Source organism: Rhodococcus sp. ACPA1, from assembly GCF_002300195.1.
GTDB lineage: Bacteria > Actinomycetota > Actinomycetes > Mycobacteriales > Mycobacteriaceae > Rhodococcus_F > Rhodococcus_F opacus.
The window spans coordinates 644040-665651 of sequence record NZ_NSDX01000005.1 but is presented as its reverse complement, the minus strand read 5'-3'; the positions used below and the strand labels follow the sequence as shown (position 1 = coordinate 665651).

General features: G+C 68.6%; 17 protein-coding genes and 1 riboswitch. Of the genes, 5 read left to right on the top strand and 12 right to left on the bottom strand.

Going from position 1 to position 21612, the window contains the following annotated elements; translation table 11 throughout:
- Positions 1 to 78 precede the first annotated feature (78 nt).
- Positions 79 to 292, top strand: a riboswitch (cyclic di-AMP (ydaO/yuaA leader).
- An 8-nt stretch (positions 293 to 300) separates the two neighbouring features.
- On the top strand, positions 301 to 882 hold the full coding sequence (locus CJ177_RS27500; RefSeq protein ID WP_005570332.1) for a transglycosylase family protein: 582 nt from the start codon (positions 301 to 303) through the stop codon (positions 880 to 882).
- 67 nt (positions 883 to 949) lie between these two features.
- On the opposite strand, the gene CJ177_RS27495 is transcribed toward CJ177_RS27500, so the two are convergent.
- A complete protein-coding gene (locus tag CJ177_RS27495) occupies positions 950 to 1138 on the bottom strand; it encodes a hypothetical protein (RefSeq protein WP_025431899.1) in 189 nt (62 codons plus the stop codon).
- Positions 1139 to 1198: 60 nt separating this feature from the next.
- Here CJ177_RS27495 and CJ177_RS27490 point away from each other — a divergent pair, with 60 nt between their 5' ends.
- Entirely contained in the window at positions 1199 to 3517 is a 2319-nt protein-coding gene (locus CJ177_RS27490) for a helicase-associated domain-containing protein (protein WP_095869075.1), read from the top strand.
- A gap of 146 nt (positions 3518 to 3663) precedes the next feature.
- Positions 3664 to 4647, top strand: a complete 984-nt coding sequence (locus CJ177_RS27485; RefSeq protein WP_257014693.1) for an alpha/beta hydrolase family protein — start codon at positions 3664 to 3666, stop codon at positions 4645 to 4647.
- Positions 4648 to 4689: 42 nt separating this feature from the next.
- On the opposite strand, the gene CJ177_RS27480 is transcribed toward CJ177_RS27485, so the two are convergent.
- The 7 genes from CJ177_RS27480 to CJ177_RS27450 all read right to left on the bottom strand — a co-directional run bounded on the left by CJ177_RS27480 (position 4690) and on the right by CJ177_RS27450 (position 14869).
- Complete coding sequence (locus CJ177_RS27480; protein ID WP_095869074.1) at positions 4690 to 8448, bottom strand: ABC transporter ATP-binding protein; 3759 nt, start codon at positions 8446 to 8448, stop codon at positions 4690 to 4692.
- Positions 8445 to 9806: an LLM class flavin-dependent oxidoreductase gene (locus CJ177_RS27475; RefSeq protein WP_095869073.1), complete on the bottom strand. Its 1362-nt coding sequence runs from the start codon at positions 9804 to 9806 to the stop codon at positions 8445 to 8447. The genes CJ177_RS27480 and CJ177_RS27475 overlap by 4 nt, the downstream gene beginning before the upstream one ends.
- 12 nt (positions 9807 to 9818) lie before the next feature.
- Entirely contained in the window at positions 9819 to 10553 is a 735-nt protein-coding gene (locus CJ177_RS27470; protein ID WP_095869072.1) for an ABC transporter ATP-binding protein, read from the bottom strand.
- A complete protein-coding gene (locus tag CJ177_RS27465) occupies positions 10529 to 11392 on the bottom strand; it encodes an ABC transporter permease (RefSeq protein ID WP_095869071.1) in 864 nt (287 codons plus the stop codon). The genes CJ177_RS27470 and CJ177_RS27465 overlap by 25 nt, the downstream gene beginning before the upstream one ends.
- Positions 11389 to 12456, bottom strand: a complete 1068-nt coding sequence (locus tag CJ177_RS27460; RefSeq protein ID WP_095869070.1) for a PhnD/SsuA/transferrin family substrate-binding protein — start codon at positions 12454 to 12456, stop codon at positions 11389 to 11391. Before CJ177_RS27460 ends, CJ177_RS27465 begins: the two co-directional genes overlap by 4 nt.
- Before the next feature lie 292 nt (positions 12457 to 12748).
- A complete protein-coding gene (locus CJ177_RS27455; RefSeq protein WP_061043549.1) occupies positions 12749 to 13960 on the bottom strand; it encodes an ROK family transcriptional regulator in 1212 nt (403 codons plus the stop codon).
- Positions 13961 to 14107: 147 nt separating this feature from the next.
- A complete protein-coding gene (locus tag CJ177_RS27450) occupies positions 14108 to 14869 on the bottom strand; it encodes a hypothetical protein (protein ID WP_061043523.1) in 762 nt (253 codons plus the stop codon).
- Between the two features lie 174 nt (positions 14870 to 15043).
- Between CJ177_RS27450 and CJ177_RS27445 the strand changes: the two genes are divergently transcribed.
- Entirely contained in the window at positions 15044 to 16723 is a 1680-nt protein-coding gene (locus tag CJ177_RS27445) for a DNA repair helicase XPB (protein WP_005244182.1), read from the top strand.
- 38 nt (positions 16724 to 16761) lie between these two features.
- Positions 16762 to 17430 carry a DUF3239 domain-containing protein gene (locus CJ177_RS27440; RefSeq protein WP_095869069.1) on the top strand — a complete coding sequence of 223 codons (669 nt, stop codon included), beginning with the start codon at positions 16762 to 16764 and terminating at the stop codon, positions 17428 to 17430.
- A gap of 7 nt (positions 17431 to 17437) precedes the next feature.
- On the opposite strand, the gene CJ177_RS27435 is transcribed toward CJ177_RS27440, so the two are convergent.
- From CJ177_RS27435 to CJ177_RS27420, 4 genes are read right to left on the bottom strand one after another with little or no spacing between them, the layout of a single operon-like run.
- Positions 17438 to 18001: a GNAT family N-acetyltransferase gene (locus tag CJ177_RS27435; RefSeq protein WP_095869240.1), complete on the bottom strand. Its 564-nt coding sequence runs from the start codon at positions 17999 to 18001 to the stop codon at positions 17438 to 17440.
- A gap of 36 nt (positions 18002 to 18037) precedes the next feature.
- Positions 18038 to 19027, bottom strand: a complete 990-nt coding sequence (locus CJ177_RS27430) for an LLM class F420-dependent oxidoreductase (protein ID WP_095869068.1) — start codon at positions 19025 to 19027, stop codon at positions 18038 to 18040.
- 13 nt (positions 19028 to 19040) lie between these two features.
- Entirely contained in the window at positions 19041 to 20267 is a 1227-nt protein-coding gene (locus tag CJ177_RS27425) for an MFS transporter (protein ID WP_025431895.1), read from the bottom strand.
- Positions 20264 to 21607 (bottom strand): LLM class flavin-dependent oxidoreductase, encoded by a 1344-nt coding sequence (locus CJ177_RS27420; RefSeq protein WP_095869067.1) that lies wholly within the window; start codon positions 21605 to 21607, stop codon positions 20264 to 20266. The genes CJ177_RS27425 and CJ177_RS27420 overlap by 4 nt, the downstream gene beginning before the upstream one ends.
- Positions 21608 to 21612: the final 5 nt, after the last annotated feature.

The following is a 21612-nucleotide window of genomic DNA, read 5'->3' as shown; positions in this document are numbered from 1 at the left end:
TCGGCCCGTTACCGTCGTCACCGGCCGAGGAAACATCGGCCACATCCGGCCCGCCGCGCCAAACCTCGTCCCGCGGGTACCGGAGTCCCGACGAAGCATTCCAGGGACGAGGACGGGGGACCCAAAGTCCTCCAGGGAACGCAAGTTCTCAGACGGACACCGGCCCGAATGTGCCTCGCACACTCGGATCTTGGGGTGAAGCCAGACCCTCTCCAGCCAGGAGAGGCGAGGCCGGGCGACCTCTCAGCCCGAACCCGACAGCTGACCTCGCAGGCGCGTGTGGAGAGGATCTCGACCACTATGAGCGGACGCCATCGCAAGCCCACCACCACCGGCCGCACCGTCGCCAAGGTCGCCGTCACCGGCGCCATCATGGGCGTCGCCGGAGCAGCCTTCTCGGGCACCGCGAACGCGGCACCCGACTCCGACTGGGACCGCCTCGCGCAGTGCGAGTCCGGCGGAAACTGGGGAATCAACACCGGAAACGGCTTCCAGGGCGGACTCCAGTTCTCCCCGAGCACCTGGAACGCACACGGTGGAACCCAGTACGCGGCCACCGCCAACCAGGCCTCGCGTGAAGAGCAGATCGTCGTCGCCGAGAAGGTCCTCGACTCCCAGGGCTGGGGCGCATGGCCGTCCTGCTCCTCGAGCCTCGGCCTGAGCAGCGCACCCACCCAGCGCACCGCCCCCGCAACCGTGCCCGAGGCCCCCGCGGCGCCGGCACTCCCCGACCTCACGGGCGGCGTCCCCAGCACCAACGGCACCTCGCAGTACGCCGGCGCCGTCGACAGCGCGATCGAGGCCGTCAAGGCTCAGGGCATCGCGATCGATCCCCAGATCCTGCAGCTCATCGACGCAAACAAGGGACTGCTCCCGCAGTAATCCCCCGCAATTCACAGAAGAGGGGCCCTGCACCGATCCGGTGCAGGGCCCCTCTTCTGTCGTCGGGTCAGCGGTTGATCACGGTGTGCGGATGCGCGTACGGCAGTGAGTCCGCCGGCAGCGGGAACTCGGTGTCCTCGCCGAACGGGGACAATCCGCCCGCACGGCTCGACGACAGTTCGGTCACGGCGCTATCTCCATCGGCGGTTTCGGGCCACCCTGGATCCACGTACTGCTTCTTCGAATTGTTAGCCACGGTGCCATTTTGACAGGAGCATTCGGCGACGTACAGCCCAGGTCTCTAATCTGATAGTCGATGACCGACACCGACGACACCACCGCGAGCACCCACGGCACCGCAGCCTCGTCCCGCGGCGCCGCGACCCTCGCGGACTGGCTGGCCGCGCGCAGCGACGCCGAACTGACGGATCTGCTTCGCAAACGCCCCGACCTGGCGGTTCCACCGCCGGCCACGATCGTCGTCCTCGCCGGCCGCGCCGAACAGCGGGCATCGGTGGCCCGCGCGGCCGACAACCTCACGTCCCTGGACTTCGGCATCCTCGAACTCCTGGCGCTCGAACGGGCCGACGAGATCGCCGTACCGCGAGCCACCCTGCAGGACGCGGTGGGCTCGCGGGCGACGAAGAAGACCGTCGACGCCACGCTGGACGGCCTGCGGTCCGTGGGGATCGTCTGGGGGGACAAGGCGTCGCTGCGCATCGTTCCCGCTGTCGTGGCCACCATCCCGTGGCGGGTCGGGCGCAGCGCCGAGCCTGTCGAGACGCTCGACGAACCCGGGATCACGGCCGCGCTGGACGGACTGCAGAGCGTCGAGCGGGACATCCTCGAGACCCTGTCGAAGTCGAGTTCGATCGGACGGACGCGGGACGCGGCCCCCGGAACACCCCCCGACCGTCCCGTGCAGCGACTCCTCGCCGCCGGGCTACTGCGGTGGATCGACGACGAAACCGTCGAACTGCCCTACCAGGTGCGGCAGGTCCTGCGCGGGGAGGCCGTCTTCGACCCCACGTCGCTGGCCGCGCCCACCGTGACCGGCCGCAAACACAAGCCGGCCGACATCAATGCCGCCGCGGCAGGTGAGGCGCTCGAACTGGTTCGCCACTGCGAGGACGTCGTCAAGGCTCTCGGCGAGATCCCGGCGCCCGCGCTGCGGGCGGGTGGTCTCGGTGTCCGCGAACTGCGGCGGATCGCCAAGACGTCCGGCATCGACGAGAACCGGCTGAGCCTGCTCGTCGAACTGCTCTCGGCCGCGGGACTGATCGCGAGCGGCACCCCGGACCCGGCCCCGACGTCCGACAGCGGGGAGAACTACTGGGCCCCGACCACCACGGTCGACAACTGGCTCACCGCGCCGGTCGCCCGGCGGTGGCACGCCCTGGCCGCCGCGTGGCTGGAACTGCCGCGCATGGCGTGGTTCATCGGCATGCGCGACGCCAACGACAAACCGGTCGCCGCGCTGTCCGAGGAAGTGCGCGCGCCGTCCGCTCCGCGCGACCGGCAGGCGATCCTCGGACTGCTGGCGGAGCTCGGCAGCGGCCACTCGGCGGATCCCGCGGAGGTCAGCCGGCTGCTGGCGTGGCGTCGCCCCCGCTGGGGTGCCCGGCTGCGGGTCCACGCGGTGGAACGCACCCTCGACGAGGCCGCGACGCTCGGACTCGTCGCCCGCGGAGCGCTCAGCTCACCCGGACGCGCCCTGCTCCACGGCGGCGACGCCGAGGCCGAGATGCACGCGTCACTGCCCGAACCCGTCGACCACGTCCTCGTCCAGGCCGACCTGACCGTCGTCGCCCCCGGCCCGCTGACCCCCGACCTGCTGGAGCAGATCACCCTGGTCGCGGACATCGAGTCCGCCGGGGCGGCGTCGATGTACCGGATCAGCGAAGACAGCGTCCGCCGCGCCCTCGACGTCGGGATGACGGCAGCCGAACTGCACAGCCTCTTCGCGACCCGGTCACGCACACCCGTCCCGCAGTCGCTGTCGTATCTGATCGACGACGTCGCGAGGCGGCACGGCCGGCTCCGGGCGGGCGTCGCGGCGTCGTTCGTCCGCTGCGAGGACCCCACGCTGCTCGCGGAGGTCCTGGCGTCGCCGGTGGCCGCAACTCTGGCCCTGCGCGCGTTGGCTCCGACGGTGGCGGTGTCGCAGGCACCGCTGCGGGAAGTACTGGGCGAACTGCGGGCGGCCGGTTTCGCGCCCGCAGGCGAGGACTCGTCCGGCGCCCTGGTCGACCTGCGCCCCCGCGGCGCCCGGGTCGTGACCCGGCGCAAGGCTCCCGCCGGCCGCACCCCGGCCGTCGCCACGGACGCCCAACTCGACGCGGTCGTCCGGACTCTTCGCGCGGGCGACCTGGCCGCGTCGGCCCGGGGATCCGGCAGCATCCGCTCCGACGGGTCGCGGGCCAGCAGCGCCGCGACCATCGCCCTGCTCAACGCGGCGGCGCGGGAACGCACCAGCGTGACGATCGGTTACGTCGACGCTCAGGGTGTGGCGACGCACCGCATCGTCGACCCCGTGAGCGTCGGCGGCGGCCAGCTCGACGCGTTCGACCCGGCGAGCGGCGCGGTCCGGCGGTTCACCCTTCACCGCATCACGTCCGTCGCCCGTGTCGACTGACCCGTGAGTACTTGTCAACCACGGGCGGTTAACAAGTACTCACGGGTCAGATAACGATTCTGCGCAAACGCCGAGGAATTCCGGGGCGCGCAATACCGTGATGCTGGTATGTACCTGGCCGGGGACGACTACCAGGAGGCAGAACCGTGATTGTCACAGCAACGAAGCCGTCACATGGTTGGTTACGAGGCGTCGTCCGGCTGATGGTTGCCGTGGTGATCCTGCCGCTGGCGTTCGTCCTCGTCGGCGGCGGAACGGCCTCCGCCGACCCGTACAGCCGTCTGCGCGAGCACTGGGTCGACGCACCCGGCGGGGTCGGTCAGATCAAGGTGCGCATGTGGCTCGCGAACAACGGCAGCAACAAGGCCCTCTATTTGCTCGACGGCCTCCGCGCAACCAACGACGTCAGCGGGTGGGAACACGAAACCAACGCCGCGTGGCTGTCCGACCACGGGATCACCGTCGTCGAACCGGTCGGCGGGCAGTCCAGCTTCTACACGGACTGGTACGCCCCCAGCAACACCAACGGTCAGCCGTACACGTACAAGTGGGAGTCGTTCCTCACCCAGAACCTGCCCGACTTCCTGGCGAACAATTACGGCATCAGCCGCACCAGCAACGCCATTGCCGGACTGTCGATGGGCGGCAACGCGGCCCTCATCCTCGCCGCCTACCACCGCGACCAGTTCACGTTCGCCGGGTCGATGTCCGGGTACCTGAACCTGTCGGCCCCGGGCATGCGTGAGGCGATCCGGATCGCGATGCTCGACTCCGGCGGCTACAACGCCGACTGCATGTGGGGCCCGCCGTGGGATCCGGCGTGGCTCCGCAACGACCCGTTCGTCGCGGCGCCCCTCATGCGCGGGCTGCCGATGTGGATCTCGGCGGGCGCCGGCCTCCCCGGCCCGCACGATCAGCCGCAATCCGCCATCGACGTCTTCAACGTCGGAACCGGCATGGGCCTCGAGGCCATCGCGCTGGCCCAGAACCGTGCCTTCCAGGTGCGGCTCGACACCCTCGGCATCCCCGCGCACTACGACTTTCCGGCGACGGGAACCCACAGCTGGGGCTACTGGCAGGACCAGTTGTGGGCCATGCTGCCGATGATGAAGGCGTCGATCGGCGCCTGACCATGGCCTCCGGCCCCGTGAGTACTTGTTAACGTCCCGCGGTTAATAAGTACTCACGGGCGGCGAAGCCGCATAGGCGTCCCAGAGTTCCCGGTAGACGCCACCCCGGTCGAGCAGCTCGGCGTGTGTTCCGACTTCCGCTACCCGTCCGCCATCGAGGACCACCACCCGGTCGGCTCGCGCCGCGGTGCTCAACCGGTGCGCCACGACGACGGTGGTGCGCCGCCGGGACAGGTTCTCGGTCGCGAGCCGGACGCGGTCCTCCGTGGCCAGGTCCAGTGATGCGGTGGCCTCGTCCAGCAGCAGGATGTCGGGGTCCACCAATTGGGCGCGGGCGAGAGCCAGCAACTGGCGTTGCCCCGCCGACAGGTTGCGCCCGTGCTCCCCGATCGGCTGCAGGTAGCCGAGGGCGAGCCCGGACACCATCTCGTGGGCCCCGACCGCTCGGCTGGCGGCCTCCACCTCCGCGTCTGTCGCGTCCGGGCGCCCGTAGGCGACGGCGTCGCGGACGGTGGCGCCGAACAGGTGCGGCTCCTGCGGAACGACACCGAGTCGCTGCCGGAACGACGCGAGGTCCAGTGACCGCGTGTCGATGCCGTCGACCCGCACCGCGCCCTCTGTGGGGTCGTAGAACCGGGCGAGCAACTTGAGCACCGTCGACTTGCCCGCGCCGGTCTGGCCGACGAGGGCGACAGTCTCGCCCGGTTCGATGGAAAGCGTCACCCCTCGCAGCGCCTCCCCCTTGCCGGATTCGTACGCGAAGTGGACGTCGTCGAACACGATGCCGCCCTGGAGGCGGTCGAGGACGACCGGATCGCCCGCCTGCGGCGTGGTGGTCGGCGTCCTCATCAGACCCCGCAGTCGGCCGAGTCCGATCACCGCCTGCTGGTAGCCGTCGAACACCTGCGAAAGCTGTTGCACGGGAGCGAAGAACAGTTCGACGTAGAGCACGAAGGCAATCAGTGTGCCGACGGTGAGGGTCCCGCCGTGGATCCGCGCCGTCCCGGCCGCGAGCACCAGTCCGGTCGCCACCACGGACAGGAACTCGACGAACGGAAAGTACAGCGCCATGTACCGCTGGGCCCGTAGCCGCGACTCCCGGAAGTCCCAGGCCCGCCGGGAGAACTGGACGGCGTTGTAATCCTCACGCCGAAATGCCTGGTCGACGCGGATATTCGTCACGTTCTCCTGCAGGTAGGCGTTGACGATCCCGACGCGGTCGCGGGCCTCCGCATAGGCGGGCACGGACTTTCGGCGGAACACCACGGTGGCCGCGACGAGGACGGGCACCACGAGGACCAGCACGAGGGCCAGTTCCGCGTCGATCACCAGGAGTGCCACCAGCACACCGGAGATCGTCAGCCCGCTCACCACCGCCGTGGCCAGACCCGTCTGCAGGAAGTTGGACAGGCTGTCGACATCGGTGGTCATGCGTGTCATGATCCGGCCGGCCAGTTCTCGTTCGTAGTACTGCAACCCGAGCCGCTGCAGCTGCGCGAACGTCTTGACCCGCAACGTGTACAGCAGCCGTTCGCCCGTACGCCCGGTCACCCGCGCCTGGGCGATGTTGACGGCCCAGTCCAGCAGCACCACCAGAATGGTCGCTGCTGCCGCGAGCAGCAGCAGGTCGCGGGCGCCCTGCAGCACTCCCCGATCCACCCCGGTACGGACGAGGACCGGCACCGCGATCTGCGCGACGGCGTCGAGCCCGACGAGCGCCAAGCCCCCGACCAGCGGCAGGAGGAGCGGCCGCAACAGCGAGCCGAGTCCGAACGCCGGGTCGGCGGCCCGAGCCTCGTCCGCGGCAACGTCCGGGTCTCCCGTGAGTGGCGGCAGGTCGTCGAGCCGAGCCATGACTTCGGGGCTGGGCGGCGCCGACGAGAGGATTCCGCCCGACGCGCCTCCGCGTGACGGTCCACTGGCGCCCGCGGCTGCGGTCGCGAAAGCCGCTGCGGCTCTGGCGTCGAACACCCCGGATGCCTCGTCGCCGTCCTCCCGGCGCCACAGTTCGGCGGTGACACCGTCGACGTCCGGCGGCCCGGGTGACGGGTCCGGAGCGGTCACGTCGTCCGCGCTCGACAGCAGCGCGCGGAACAGCGGGCACCGCTCGTCGAGTTCGGCGCTCGTGCCCACATCGACGATGCGCCCGTGCGCCAGCACCGCGATGCGGTCGGCCAACGCGAGGGTCGACCGGCGATGCGCGATGATCAGCGTGGTCCGTTCGCTGGTCGCGACGCACAGTTCGTGGTGGATGGCGGCCTCGACACGGGCGTCGACCGCCGATGTCGCGTCGTCGAGCACCAGGATCCGCGAATCGGTCACCAATGCCCGGGCGAGGGCGATCCGCTGCCGCTGGCCACCCGACAACGTCACCCCCTGCTCCCCCACGACGGTGTCGAGGCAGTCCGGCAGTGCGTCGACGAATTCCTCCGCCTGTACCACTCGGAGAGCCTCACGCACCAGTGCCTCGTCGGCATCCGGCCGGCCGTAGGACACGTTGGCGCGGATGGTCTCGGACATCAGGTAGCTGTCTTCGAAGACGACGCCGAGCGCGGAGCGCAGTGACTCGAGCGACAGCCGGCGGGTGTCGATCCCCCCGACGGTGACCGCACCCGCGTCGGCGTCGTACAACCGCGGAACGAGCATGGCCAGAGTCGATTTCCCCGATCCGGCGGCGCCGACCACCGCCACCGTCTCCCCGGGTGCGATCCGCAGCGACAGTCCGTCGAGCAGGCGATTCGACGGGTCGTATCCGAAGGCCACGTCGTCGAACACCACCTCGAGCGGCCCACCCGGCAAGTCCACGGCGTCGGGTGGGGTCGTGACGGCCGGGGCGTTGTCGATCACTTCGCGGACGCGCTCGACGCTTGCCCGGCCCTGTTGGCTCACGGTCAGCAGCGTGGCGAGTTGACGCACGGGTGAGGCGAACGACGCCAGGTACGTGGTGAAGGCGACGAACGTGCCGAGCGACAGCGTGCCGTGCAGCGCCAGCCATCCGCCGAGTGCCAGGACCAGTGCCTGGCCGAGCATCGGAACCGCTTGCAGTGCAGGGTTGTACCGGCTGGTCAGCCGTGCAACACGCAGCCGGGAACGGAACAGGTCTCCTGCCCGCTTCTCGAGGTCTTCGAGTTCGCGGTCTTCCTGGCCGAATCCCTTGACGACGCGCACTCCGGTGACGGCGGCTTCCACTCCCCCGGCCACGACGGCTGCCTGTTCCTGGGCATGCCAGTTGGCGGGGAACAGGTCGACGCGGCTGCGCATGGAGATGAACCACAGCGCAGGCAGAACGGCGAGGGCGACCAGGGTGAGAATCGGCGACAGCACGGCCATCACGGCCAGGGAGATCGTGAACATGAGCAGGTTCCCCGCCATGTGCGGCAGTAACTGCAGAAGCATCTGGATCAGCGTGATGTCCGAGATCGATCGGCTGACCACCTGCCCGGTCTGCAGTCCGTCCTGCTTGACGCCGTCGAGCCGCAGTAGTGACCGGAAGGCGTCGCCCCGCAGGTCGTACTGCACTCCGAGGGACAGCTGCCCGGAGCGGTACCGTCGCGTGTACGCGGCGGCGAAACGGATCGATGCGAGGGCGATGAGCATCGCGATCCACGGCGCCAGTGCATGATTCGTGTCGATCGCGGCGTTGTCGATCACGTGCCGGACGGCCAGCGGAATGATGGCGGTGGCCGCGGCCGCCACGGTCGCCGCCCCGTACGCGAGAACGAGATTGCGGCGCTGGCGCAGACAGTACCCGAACAGGTACCGCAGCCAGCCCGCGTTCTCCCCCGAAGCTCCCGTCGTCACTGCGCAGACACCAGCGTGGAATCCTTCTCGACCGCAAATTGATTGGCGGGCCGTGGCAAACCGTAGTGCCCGCGCAGTGTGGTCTCGGTGTAGTCGGTGCGGAAGAGTCCGCGTTCCTGCAGAATCGGGACCACGGAGTCGACGAACTTCTCCAACCCGGACGGAAGGACCGCGGGCATGATGTTGAAACCGTCGGCGGCGCCGTTCCGGAACCAGTACTCGATCGTGTCGGCGACCTGGAGCGGGGTGCCCGCGAACGTACGGTGACCGCGACCACCACCGAGTCGCCCGATCAGCTGCCGGACGGTGAGCTTCTCGCGGCGGGCGAGGTCCACGATCAGCGTGTACCGGCTCTTCGCACCCTCGATCTCGTCCTCGGACGGCAAGTCCTCGGGCAGTTCCTCGTCCAGCGGGAGCTGCTCCGGTTCGAGATTGAACCGCTGCGCCAGCTGCTTGCGGGCATATTCCGGCGAGATCAACCGCTCCAGTTCGGCCTCGAGTTCGCGGGCCTCCTCTTCGGTGTCCCCGATGACCGGCACGATGCCGGGCAGGATCAGCACCTCCTCCGGGTCCCGGCCCACTTTCGCGACACGGTCCTTGACGTCCGCGTAGAACGCCTTCCCCTCGTCCAGGGTGGGCTGGGCAGTGAAGATGGCCTCCGAATACCGGGCGGCGAAATCCTTTCCGTTCCCGGACGACCCCGCCTGCACGAGCAGCGGGTATCCCTGCGGCGACCGCGGCACGTTGAGTGGTCCCCGCACCTTGAAGAACCGGCCCTCGTGTTCGATGACGTGCACCTTCGCGGAGTCCGCATGGATCGCGACCTCCTTGTCCGCGACGATGGCGTCGTCCTCCCAGCTGTCCCACAGCTTGGTGGACACCTCCACGAACTCCGCGGCCCGCTCGTACCGGCTCCGGTGTGCGGGGGTGTCGTCGAGACCGAAGTTCTGCGCCGCATCGGCGCCTGCCGTCGTGACGATGTTCCAGCCGGCTCGTCCGCCGCTGACGAAGTCGAGGGACGCGAACCGCCGCGCCAGGTTGTACGGCTCGTTGTAGCTGGTCGACGCGGTCGCGATCAGACCGATCTTCTCGGTGGCCGCGGAGATCGCCGTGAGGATGATCGTCGGCTCCAGCTTGCCGCTCGGCCTGCGTTCCGGATTGCTGAACAGCACCGGGCTGTCGGCGAGGAACACCGAGTCGAATTTTCCGCGTTCGGCGGTCTGCGCCAACGAGATGTAGTGCTTGATATCGAGATTGGCGTTCGGATCGCTCTCGGGCAGGCGCCAGGCCGCCTCGTGGTGTCCGATCGCCATCAGGAATGCGTTGAGATGCAGCCGGCGCTGTGGTGACGAACTCATGGTGTAACTCCCTTACTGTGCCGCTACCTCGACGCCGAGGGCGCCGAGCAGCGTGTTGCGAAACTCGTGGAACTTGCTGTCGCCGAGCACTCTCGGCTTCGGAATGTCGATGATCTCGTCGACGACGATCTGCCCGCGGTCGAGAACGAGCACCCGGTCGGCGAGCGCGATCGCCTCGTCGACGTCGTGGGTGACGAGCAGGACGGTCGGGCGGTGGCGACGGATCAACTCCTGCAGGAGAGAGTGCATCTTGATCCGGGTCAGCGCGTCGAGGGCGCCGAAGGGCTCGTCGGCCAGGAACAGTTGGGGCTCGCGGACCAGCGCTCGGGCCAGCGCCACCCGCTGCTGTTCACCGCCGGACAATTCGCTGGGCCACGCCTTCTCCCGGCCCGCGAGCCCGACTTCCGCGAGCGCCGCTGCTCCCTTGCTCGTGCCGGTGCGGCCCAGCCCGAGCGTCACGTTGTCCAGCACCCTCAGCCACGGCAGCAGCCGTGAGTCCTGGAACGCCACCGACACCTCCTCGGGCACGGTGAGTGTTCCGCCACGGCCCTCGACGTCGTAGTCGAGGCCGGCGAGCGCACGGAGCAGCGTGCTCTTGCCGGACCCGCTCTTTCCGAGCAGGGCCACGAACTGCCCTTCGGGAATGTCGAGGTCCAGGCGGTCGAGGACGGTCTTGTCGCCGAATCCGCGGACGAGGGACCGCACCTGCACGGCGGCGGGTTCTAGCCGGCGAGTGTCTTGCGCCATGACAGCGACCGCCTTTCGACGTAACGGAGGACGGAGTCGGACAGGAGACCGAAGATGCCGTAGACCGCGAGCCCCACGAGAATCACGTCGGACTGTCCGTAGTTCTGCGCGTTGTACATCATCTTTCCCAAACCGGTCACCGCGTTGATTCCCTCGACGACGATGAGGGTGAGCCAGGCACCGGTCACCGAGAGGCGCAGTCCCAGAAAGAATCCCGGCATCGCACCCGGCAGTACGACCTTGCGGATGAACGTGGTCCGGGACAACCCGAGGACCTCGGCGAGTTCGACGTACCGGTTGTCGATCGACGTCAACGAGTTGTGCGTCTGGATGTACATGTGGACGACGACACCGAGCGCGATGATCACGATCTTGAACGTCTCGCCGATACCGAGCCAGAGGATCAGCAGCGGGATCAGGCCGAGCGTCGGGATGGCGCGTTTGAGCTGGATCGGCCCGTCGATCAGGGCATCACCGGAACGCGTCAGACCGGCGGCGACGGCCAGGGCCGTCCCGATCACCACGCCGAACGCGAAACCGATGGCGGCACGGCTCAACGACGCGAGGACATGCTCCTGCAGGATGCCGGTGGAGATCAGGTCGACGGCCGTGGTGACCACGGTCCACGGTGCGGACAGCTTTCGTGCGTCGATGAAGCCGGTCAGGCTTCCCACCGCCCACACCGCGAGGAGCAGCAGGACACCGGCCAGCCGGGAGAACGGGAACGCCTTTCGCAACCCGAGTCGGCGGATCTGCCGATCGGCGACGCCGAGCCTCTCGGCCTCGGGGGCGGCAGTGCGTGCCGGTGCAGCTGCGGGCGCGGAGAGAATACTGGTCATCGCTGCACACCGCCCCGGTACTCGGCCGGAACAGCGTCGGCGGCGATCGTCTCGAATCGGCGGTCGAACAACTCGTCGGCATCGAACTCACTGAAGTAGCCTGCATCGGAGAGCAATTGGACGGTGTCCTGCGTCCACTCGACGGCGGCGTCCCAGTTGGCCGGGTAGACCGGACGCTGCCCGACGGTGGCGACGATGCGCTTGCCGTCCTCGGCCGAGACCTGTTCGCTCTCGACGTAGTACTTCTGGATCCAGGCGTCCTGGTTCTCCCACGCCCAGACCTCCCCGCGGGCCCAGAACGGAATGAACGCCTTGATCGCCGCGGCCTTGGCCGGGTCCTGGAGGACCTCCACGGGTGCCCAGAGCACGGTGAGCGCGTCCACGGCGTCGGTGGCCAACGCTTTGGCTCCGTCCGGCCCGTACTGGTTCAGGTACTTCGTCACCGTCGGCTCCGACAGCGGCGCGATGTCCACCTGCTTCGACTGCAGCGCGGTGAGGAACTGTGGGCTGGGGAGCTCGACGAGCTGGACGTCCTTCGTGGTCAGACCCTGCGCCTTCAGCGTTCGCAGGATCACCACACCCTGAGCCTGCCCGGGTGAGAACGCGATCTTCTTGCCTCGCAGGTCCGACAGTTCCGTGATGTCCGAGCCGGGCGCGGTGGCCAGCAGGTACTGCGGCTGTTCCTTCTCCCGGACCGCGACGATCTTCGCGTCGAGCCCGGTGGCGTGCGCCTGGATCGGCGGGATCGCGGCGTTGGTGGCCAGATCGACCGCGTTGCCCCGGAAGGCCTGGATCACGTCGGGACCGGCACTGACGTCCGGCCAGTCCGACACGGTGAACGGGAGGTCCGCGAGCTGGCCGGTCGCCTCGAGCTGAAGCCGGGTGGTCTTGATCGACACGCTGAGCGAGGTTCCGTCCGGAACCTGATCGGGCACAGCGTCATCGAGAGCCAGCCCGCCGGAGGAACCGGAGGAGCAGGACGCGAGCCCGAGCGCCACGACGCCGGCGAAGGCGGCGCGGGTGAGGCGCCGATACCCGGCGGAAGACACGAGTGAACTGGACATGATTGATCCTTCGAAGGATGTGATCTCCGGTCGGGCACACCGGACGCGGTCGGTCGAGTGCCACAGTGGAGCGAGAAAGGAAGAACGGAAAGGTGTTTCGAGCGTCCGCGGAGGTCAGCGCGGAGGCGTCAGATGCGACCCGGTCGCGTGCGGCGACAACAGGACTCGGAGCGACACGAGGATGTACGCACGCTGTCCGCCATGGTGGTGTTCACACCAATATCCTTGCGATCCAGTGCAATCGACGTCAACATTGCTTCCCACCGAATTAACTCCGGCCCTGTGATACATGTCACGATATGCCGGCCAGCGGCCGCACGAAACTGGTGAGAGGTGCCCGGTAGAGCTCCGCGAGGATCACGGAGCCGGCGGATACCGGCAGTGCCCGCCCGGGAAAACTGGTGGACAACACGGACCGCGAGGGGTCGTCACACGTCGCCGACGACTCCCCGACTGCTCGCCGAACCGTGTCGAGGGTACCCGGAATCCGGCTCACGCCTTGGTCGCAGACGATCAGGACCTCTGGATTGAACAGGTCGAGCAGACGCGCCGCGACCACCCCCACGCCGTGCGCCCGTTCCTCGAACAGCGCCAGTGCCGCCGGTTGCCGACGTCGACCCGCGTCGAGAAGGTCGCCGAAGATCGGCTGCTCGATGATGCCGAGCTGCATCGCCCGGCGCACCAGCACCCGATCCGACAGGGTGGCCTGCACGCATCCGGTACGCCCGCAGGTGCACTCCTCGACACTGTTCTCGACGGGCACGTGCGCCACCGCGCCTGCCGCCGCGCGAGGGCCGTGGTGGACCACGCCTCCCGTGGCGAATGCGGCGTCCACCACGTTCCCGACGAAGAGCTGCACCACGCTGTCCCGCGCCCGCGGCTCCCCGAACAGCACCTCCGCGTCGATGAGGGCGCGCGCGTGCGAATCCATCCGGACGTCCAGACCCGTGCGGTGCTCGAGATCCGCCCGGACCGGGTACCCGTTCCATCCCGGGATCGGATGCTCACGCACCACACCCGATTCCGAGTCGATCCAGCCGCCGGCCGCGAAACCGACGCCGATCGGGACGGATACGTCGCCGTGTCGGGCGGCCAGCGCCTCGAGGGTCGTCACGGCGTTCCGCAGGATCTCGGCCGGTCCCAGCCCGAAGTGCGGATCACGGGATCGCGCCAGCACCTGCCCGCGCAGGTCGAGCAACGCTGTGGTCACGTGGGTCATCGCCAGATGGATGCCGTAGACGACGAAACGGCTGTCGTCGAGGTCCACCGGGACGTGTGGCCGTCCCAGACCGGTGGGACCCGAGATCTCCGGCAGTTCCCGCAGCAGACCGCGTTCGACGAGCTGTGCACTGGCGGTGGTCACCGTCGCGGGTGAGAGCCCGGTGACCCGTGCGATCGTGCTGCGCGCGATCGGCCCGCGGTCGAGGACGGTGCGCAGCACCGTGCCCGCGCTGGCGCCGGAACGGCCGGCACCACGCCGGGTGTCGGGCTGGGTTCGCGCCATCGTTCCCACCTTCCCCGCGCGCAGTGATCTTGGTTGATCTCGAACGCTAACGAAGGGGAACGTGCAGTTCAACGGACTCGATTCCCGTGAATTTAACTCCCTGTGAGTACATGTCAACGCCGGGCGGTTAATAAGTACTCACGGGGGCTAGCCGCCCAGATTGACCTCGATGCAGTACGTGCGCTCGGGTTCGGAGAACGCGATGGGGAATGCGGTGTCGAACTCGTTGCACAGGGTTTCGTCGTTCTCGCCGTCCGCGCGTCTGACGACCTTGACGGTCTGCGTGTCGGTGCAGTCGGACGGCACGATCCGGCCGTCGTCCTCGAGCAGGTAGCAGGACCCCTCGATCATGTTCGGAACGAGGCAGAGCGTGGTCTGCACACCCTCGTCCTCGCTCACGAGGGTGTAGGAGAAGTAGTCCTCCGAGCACTGGACGTCGCCGTCGTTCTTCTGCGCCACCTCGTACGTGGCCTCGCTGTCGGAGCAGTCCCGCTTCTCGTGTGAGGTGTCGGCCGCGGTCGTCGACGCGGACTCGAAGAACAGGCAGTCGCCGACGTCGAGGGCGTTCTTGTCGGCGCTCTTCACGGCGAACACACCGAACGCGGCGATGGCGGCGAGGATCACGACGGCGACGACACCGAGAGTGATGAACAACCCCTTCCTCGACTTCTTCGGCGGTGGCGGGTACTGGCCAGGCGGGTACTGACCGGGCTGCTGCCCGTACCGGCCGGGCGGATACTGACCGGGTTGCTGGGCGTACTGCCCCTGCGGGTACGGCTGCTGCGGGTACTGCCCCTGCTGGTAGGGCTGCTGCGGCCCACCCTGCGGGTACGGTTGCTGCGGGTTGTTCGGCGGTTCGCCGGGGACGTTCGGATCGGGACGGTTGGGGTCGTCGGGGGGCTGTGTCATCGCGAGCCTCGTCTCTGGGTCGATCCATCCGGCTGCACCTCAATTTAGGCCCCGACCGCCGCGGATGTGCAGGTATCGGGCCGCGTCGAAAGCCGCGACGTGGCGCGGTGTCGCTCAGATCAGGACAATGGACAGGCTGGCTACATCCGGCACCGCATTTTCGAGGAGGCTTCCGTGACCGACGGACCGTTGATCGTCCAATCCGACAAGACCCTGCTGTTGGAGGTCGATCACGAACGCGCGAACGACGCCCGCCAGGCGATCGCGCCGTTCGCGGAACTCGAGCGCGCGCCCGAGCACGTCCACACCTACCGGATCACCCCGCTGGCCCTGTGGAACGCGCGCGCCGCCGGACACGACGCCGAGCAGGTGGTCGATGCGCTGGTCAACTTCTCCCGGTACGCGGTGCCCCAGCCGCTGCTGGTCGACATCGTCGACACGATGGCCCGGTACGGGCGGCTGCAGCTGGTGAAGAACCCGGCCCACGGTCTGACGCTGGTCAGCCTGGACCGCGCGGTCCTCACCGAGGTGACCCGGCACAAGAAGATCGCCCCGATGCTCGGTGCCCGCGTCGACGACGACACCGTCGTGGTCCACCCGAGCGAGCGCGGCCGTCTCAAGCAGTTGCTGCTCAAGGTCGGCTGGCCGGCGGAGGACCTCGCCGGGTACGTCGACGGCGAGGCGCACGCCATCGACCTGGACTTCGACGGCACGTCCCCCGGGTCCGCGGACGGCCAGTGGCACCTGCGTGACTATCAGGAGATGGCCGCCGACTCGTTCTGGGCGGGCGGGTCCGGCGTCGTGGTCCTGCCCTGTGGTGCGGGTAAGACGATGGTCGGTGCGGCGGCGATGGCCAAGGCGAAGGCCACCACGTTGATCCTGGTGACGAATACGGTCGCGGGACGGCAGTGGAAGCGTGAGCTGATCGCGCGCACGTCGCTCACCGAGGAGGAGATCGGCGAGTACTCGGGCGAGCGCAAGGAGATCCGGCCGGTCACGATCGCCACGTACCAGGTGATCACCCGGCGCACCAAGGGCGAATACAAGCATCTGGAACTGTTCGATTCCCGCGACTGGGGTCTCGTGATCTACGACGAGGTGCACCTCCTGCCCGCCCCGGTCTTCCGCATGACCGCCGACCTGCAGTCCCGTCGACGCCTCGGCCTCACCGCCACCCTGGTGCGCGAGGACGGCCGCGAGGGCGACGTGTTCTCGCTGATCGGACCCAAGCGGTACGACGCGCCGTGGAAGGACATCGAGGCGCAGGGGTGGATCGCGCCCGCCGACTGCGTCGAGGTGCGGGTGACGCTGACGGACGCCGAACGGATGTCCTATGCCGTCGCCGAACCCGACGAACGGTACAAGCTGTGTTCCACCGCGCACACCAAGATCGCGGTGGTGAAGTCGATCCTGGAACGGCACACCGACGCACCGACGTTGATCATCGGCGCGTACCTCGACCAGCTCGACGAACTGGGTGAGGCGTTGAACGCACCGGTCATCAAGGGGTCGACCAAGAACAAGGAGCGGGAGGAACTGTTCGACCGTTTCCGGGCGGGCGAGATCCAGACGCTGGTCGTCAGCAAGGTCGCGAACTTCTCGATCGACCTGCCGGAAGCATCTGTCGCCGTCCAGGTTTCGGGTACGTTCGGTTCCCGCCAGGAGGAGGCTCAGCGGCTGGGCCGCCTGCTGCGACCCAAGCACGACGGCGGCCAGGCCCACTTCTACTCGGTGGTGGCCCGCGACACGCTCGACGCCGAGTACGCCGCCCACCGGCAGCGCTTCCTCGCCGAGCAGGGGTACGCGTACCGGATCACCGACGCCGACGACCTGCTGGGCCCGGCCATCGGGTAACCGCCGGGCCACCGGACCGGGGGCTCTAAGCTGGGGCCGTGCGACATTTCGAGTTCACCGTCGACCGGCCCTACGCGAAGTCTGTCAACCAGACGTTCGCCGACATGCGACGCCTGCAGGTGTCGGCGATCGTGGTGGCGCTGTTGTTCGCGGCCGCCGCTGTCGGTCTGATCCTGCTCGCCCACCCCTGGTCGATCATCCTCGGCGTCGTCGTGGCGATCGCCGCACTGACGTCCGTGTGGGTGGCGTTCTGGGTGCCGAAGAAGGTCGGCAGCATCGAGGAGTTGTACGCGAAGAGCCCGCTGGTGCCTGCCGTCGTCTCGGAGGTCCATCCCCGTGCGGTCACCCTGCTGTCGCTGATCGACGTCGCGAAGCCCTCCGCGGGCCGGGCGTCGTACGCCCTCGTGACCCGCAACGTTCCGATCCGGACCGGTCAGAAGCAGAGGGTGGGTGACAGGGTGCCGTCCGTCGCCCTGCTGAACGACCGCAGCACCCGCAGCGACGCCGACACGTGGGAGATGGTCAGCCCGATGCCGATCGCGTGGGGTACCCGCGACGCGGCCGTGCGTTCCCGCGCGGAGGATGCCATCGATCAGGTCGAGTGGGATTTCCTGCTGAGCCGGATCCCCGAGTCCGAGCAGATCCGGACCAGCCCCGACCAGCGAGTCGCGGTGTCCGAGCACGACCTTCCGGAGGGCCTGCGCTGATCGGCCACTAGTCGGGCCAGTCTTCGGCCGGTTGCCGCGGGTCGCCGGCGAGCAGCGCGGCCACCCACGAATCGCGGCGGACGCCGCGCTGCACGAGCCCGGCGCGCTGGACGCCCTCGAACCGGAAGCCGACCCGGCGGGCGACCGCCGCCGAGTCGAGGTTGCCGACGAACGCGCGCCATTCGATGCGTTCGAGTCCCATGCCGTCCGGCCGAAACGCGAAATCGCACACCAGGTTCACCGCGGTCGTCATGAGACCCCGCGACCGTGCCGCCGGCGACAGCCAGTATCCGATCTCCGCCGCCGTAATGTCCCGCGCCATCAGTCCGATCATCCCCAGCACGGGACCGTCCTCGCGTTCGCGCAGCGCCCAGGTGGGACTGCGATCGGCCCACCCCGACGGCACCGTCTGCCGGACGAACTGCTCGGCGTCCGAGCGGGCATACGGGGCGGGCATCGTCGTCCAGTCGGCGATCGACGCGTCGCTGCACGCCGCGCAGATCTCGTCGACGTCGGTGACGACCGGCGGGCTCAGCCACACGTTGCCGGCGGCGAGGGTGACGACGAACATGCCCGCCACTCTATGCCCGGTGACGCGGTCTGCCGATCAACGCAGCGCGGGCAGGACCTCCTTCTCGAACAGTTCGATGCCCGAGGTGTCGTACGCGGCTTCGGGGAAGTAGAAGATGCCGTAGGACAGGCCCTCCTCCTTCAGCGCCGACAGTTTCTCGACGATCTGCTCCGGCGTTCCCACACCTGGCATTCCGCGGAAGGCTCCCAGCGCACCCTCGGCGGCCTCGGCGCCGACGTGCGGCGTGAGCCGGTCCTTCAGGGTGAGCAACCGCTGCTCGACCTCCGCCTCGGTGGTGCCGATCGCGACGTTGTAGTTGGCCGAGCGGGTGATGGCGTCGAAGTCGGTGCCGACGCTGTCGCAGTGCTTCCGCAGGATCTCGGATTTCTGCGCGAAGCCCTCGAGTGTGCCGTCGAAGTTGGTGTACTGCGCGTACTTTGCCGCGATCTTCAACGTCACCTTCTCGCCGCCGCCGGCGATCCACAGTGGAATGCCGCCTTCCTGCAACGGAAGTGGGCGGACGATGGCCCCGTCGACCTGATAGTGCTTGCCTTCGAGGGTTGCGGTGCCGTTGGTCCAGGCCTGTCGCATGATCTGCACGCCCTCGTCGAGGCGGCCGAGACGCACACCGGCGGAGGGGAATCCGTATCCGTACGCCTGCCACTCGTGCTCGTACCAGCCGCCGCCGATGCCCATCTCGACGCGTCCGCCCGAGATGAGGTCGGTGGTGGCGGCGACCTTCGCGAGATAGGCGGGGTTGCGGTAGCTCATCGCCGTACACATCTGGCCGAGACGCACCCGCGAGGTGACCGCCGCGAACGCGGACATGAGGGTCCACGCCTCGTGCGTGGCCTCCTCCGTCGGTGCCGGGACGGTATGGAAGTGGTCGTAGACCCACAGTGAATCCCAGGACGAACCCTGATCGGCGCGCAACGCGAAGTCGCGCATCACCGACCACTGATCCGTGGGATCGATTCCGACGAGATCCAGACGCCAACCTTGAGGAACGAACAATCCGAAGCGCATGAAACGAATGTACCTATGCTTCCTGTTTTTCGAGCGGTGAGGAATCGGGCTCCGACGCGGGCGGCGGTGGCCACGGAGAATAGACCGGGATGAACCGGAACAGGAGTCCGGCGCCGACCAGCGCCGCTCCCCCGATCGCGGCGACGGCGGCCCCGAGCGGCACCACCGCGGCGAGCGCGCCGACCCCGAAGGGTCCGGCGAACATGCCGGTGTCGTGGGTGAGCCGCCAGGCCGCGAGGAATTCGGCGCGCGTCGCCGGTGGGGCGATGTCGGCGCCGAGCGTCATGATGACGCCGTTGCCGAGCCCGTTGCCGATTCCCATCACGACGGCGACGGCCCCGATCGACAGGAGGTCGTGCGAGAACGGCAACGCCAGGTAGGACACCCCGATCACCAGAAGCGACGGCACCGCGATGAACCGGCGGCCGTACCGGTCCATGAAGTGTCCGGCCGGATACGAGCACAGCAGATCGACGGCCGCTCCGACCCCGAAGACTAGGCTGACCTGGGCGGCATCGAGTCCGAGATGGGCAGCCCACAGCGGTAGCACCGCCTCCCGCGAGGCGCGGGCCGCACCCATCAGGAGCGACCCGGCGCCGAGCGTGGCCAGTAACTTCCGGTGCCGGCGCAGAATCGACGGCAGCGTCGCGTGGGTACCGGCGGTGCCTGCGTGGCGCCTCGGCGGGTCGGGGACCCTCGACATCAGCCACCCGGACAGCACGACGCCGACGAACTGCACCATGAATCCGCCCCGGGCGCCGACCACCAGGATCACGGCGGCGCCGAGCAGCGGTCCCACGAAGAAGCCGAGCCGCCACATCGCCGCGAACGACGACATCGCCCGGGCGCGCAGCCCGATCGGCACGGCGTCGGCCAGGTAGCTTTGGCGGGCCAGCCCCCACACGGCGTTGGCGAGCCCGGTCAGCAGTGCGCCCACACCCAGCATCCAGGGTGTCTGCGCGAGCAGGCAGACCAGCACTCCGGCGGCGCCGACGGTACTGCCGCCGATGATGGACCGTCGCTCCCCGAACCTGGCGACGATCCGGCCTGCGGGCAGGTCTCCCAGGACTGCGCCGAGCCCGACGACCGCGACGATCAGCCCGGACACGGCCACGGACGCACCCAGTTCGCGGGCCGTCAGTGCCATGACCGGGGCGGCGGCCCCCTGGCCGATGCCGAAGATCGCAGCAGGGACGAAGACGGTGGTGACGAGAGGTTTCAGACCGGTCTCGCCGCTCATGCGCTCGCTTCGTCGACCGCGCCCGCGAACCGGTTACCGACGTCCGTGAGACCGTAGTGACCGCGGAGGGTGGTCGCCGTGTACTCCGTACGGAACAGTCCGCGCTGCTGCAGGATCGGGACGACACGGTCGACGAAGTCGTCCAGTCCGCCGGGCAGGTAGGGCGGCATGATGTTGAAACCGTCGGCCGCGCCCTGCTCGAACCACGTCTGCAGCTCGTCGGCCACCTGTTCGGGCGTTCCGGCGAACGTGCGGTGCCCGCGTCCGCCACCGAGCAGCCCGATCAGCTGCCGGACGGTGAGCGAACCGTCCGCCGCGAGATCCTTCACCAGCTGGTAGCGGCTCTTGTTGCCCTGGATCTCGTCCAGCGGCGGAAGCGGCGGAAGCGGGGCGTCGAGGGAATGCTTCGTGAGGTCGACACCGAGCATCGTGGACAGCTGCCGCAGCGAGTACTCGGGCGAGATCAGGTCGGTGAACGACTGCTCGAGCGCCTTCGCCTCCTCCTCGGTGTCCGCGATGAACGGAACGATGCCGGGGAGCACCTTCAGTTCGCCGGCATTGCGGCCGTGCTTGACGACACGCGCCTTGAGGTCGCGGTAGAATTCCTGACCCTGCTCCAGGGTGCGCTGTGCGGTGAAGACGGCCTCGGCGTACCGCGCCGCGAACTCCTTGCCGCTCTCGGAGGAGCCGGCCTGCACCAGCAGCGGCCGTCCCTGGGCGGACCTCGGCGAGTTGAGCGGCCCCTTGACCCGGAACCGCGGTCCGTCGTGGTCGATGGTGTGGACCTTGCCGGGGTCGGCGAACACGCCGGCCTCCGGGTCGAGCACCACCGCGCCGTCCTCCCAGCTGTCCCACAGGGCAAGCGTGACGTCGACGAATTCCTCTGCGCGCTCGTACCGTCCGCTGTGCGCGGGGATGCCGTCGACGCCGAAGTTCGCCGCCTCGTCCGCACCGGCCGAGGTCACGATGTTCCACCCCGCCCGGCCGCCGCTGATGTGGTCGAGCGACGTGAACTTGCGTGCCAGGTTGTACGGGTCGGAGTAGCTCGTGGAGGCCGTGGCGATCAGTCCCACGTGTTCGGTGGCGACGGCGATCGCCGACAGCAACGTGACGGGCTCGAAGATCGCCTGCGTGTTGTGCTTGATCCGCGGTCCGACGGCGAGACCGTCCGCGAAGAACACGGAATCGAGCTTGCCCCGCTCCGCGATCCGGCCGAGTTCCTGGAAGTGTGCGACGTCCAGAACGCGGTGCGCCTCGGTGCGGGGATGGCGCCACGCCGCCTCGTGATGTCCCACACCCATGAGAAAGGCGTTGAGGTGGAACTGGGAATCCTGTGACATGTGGA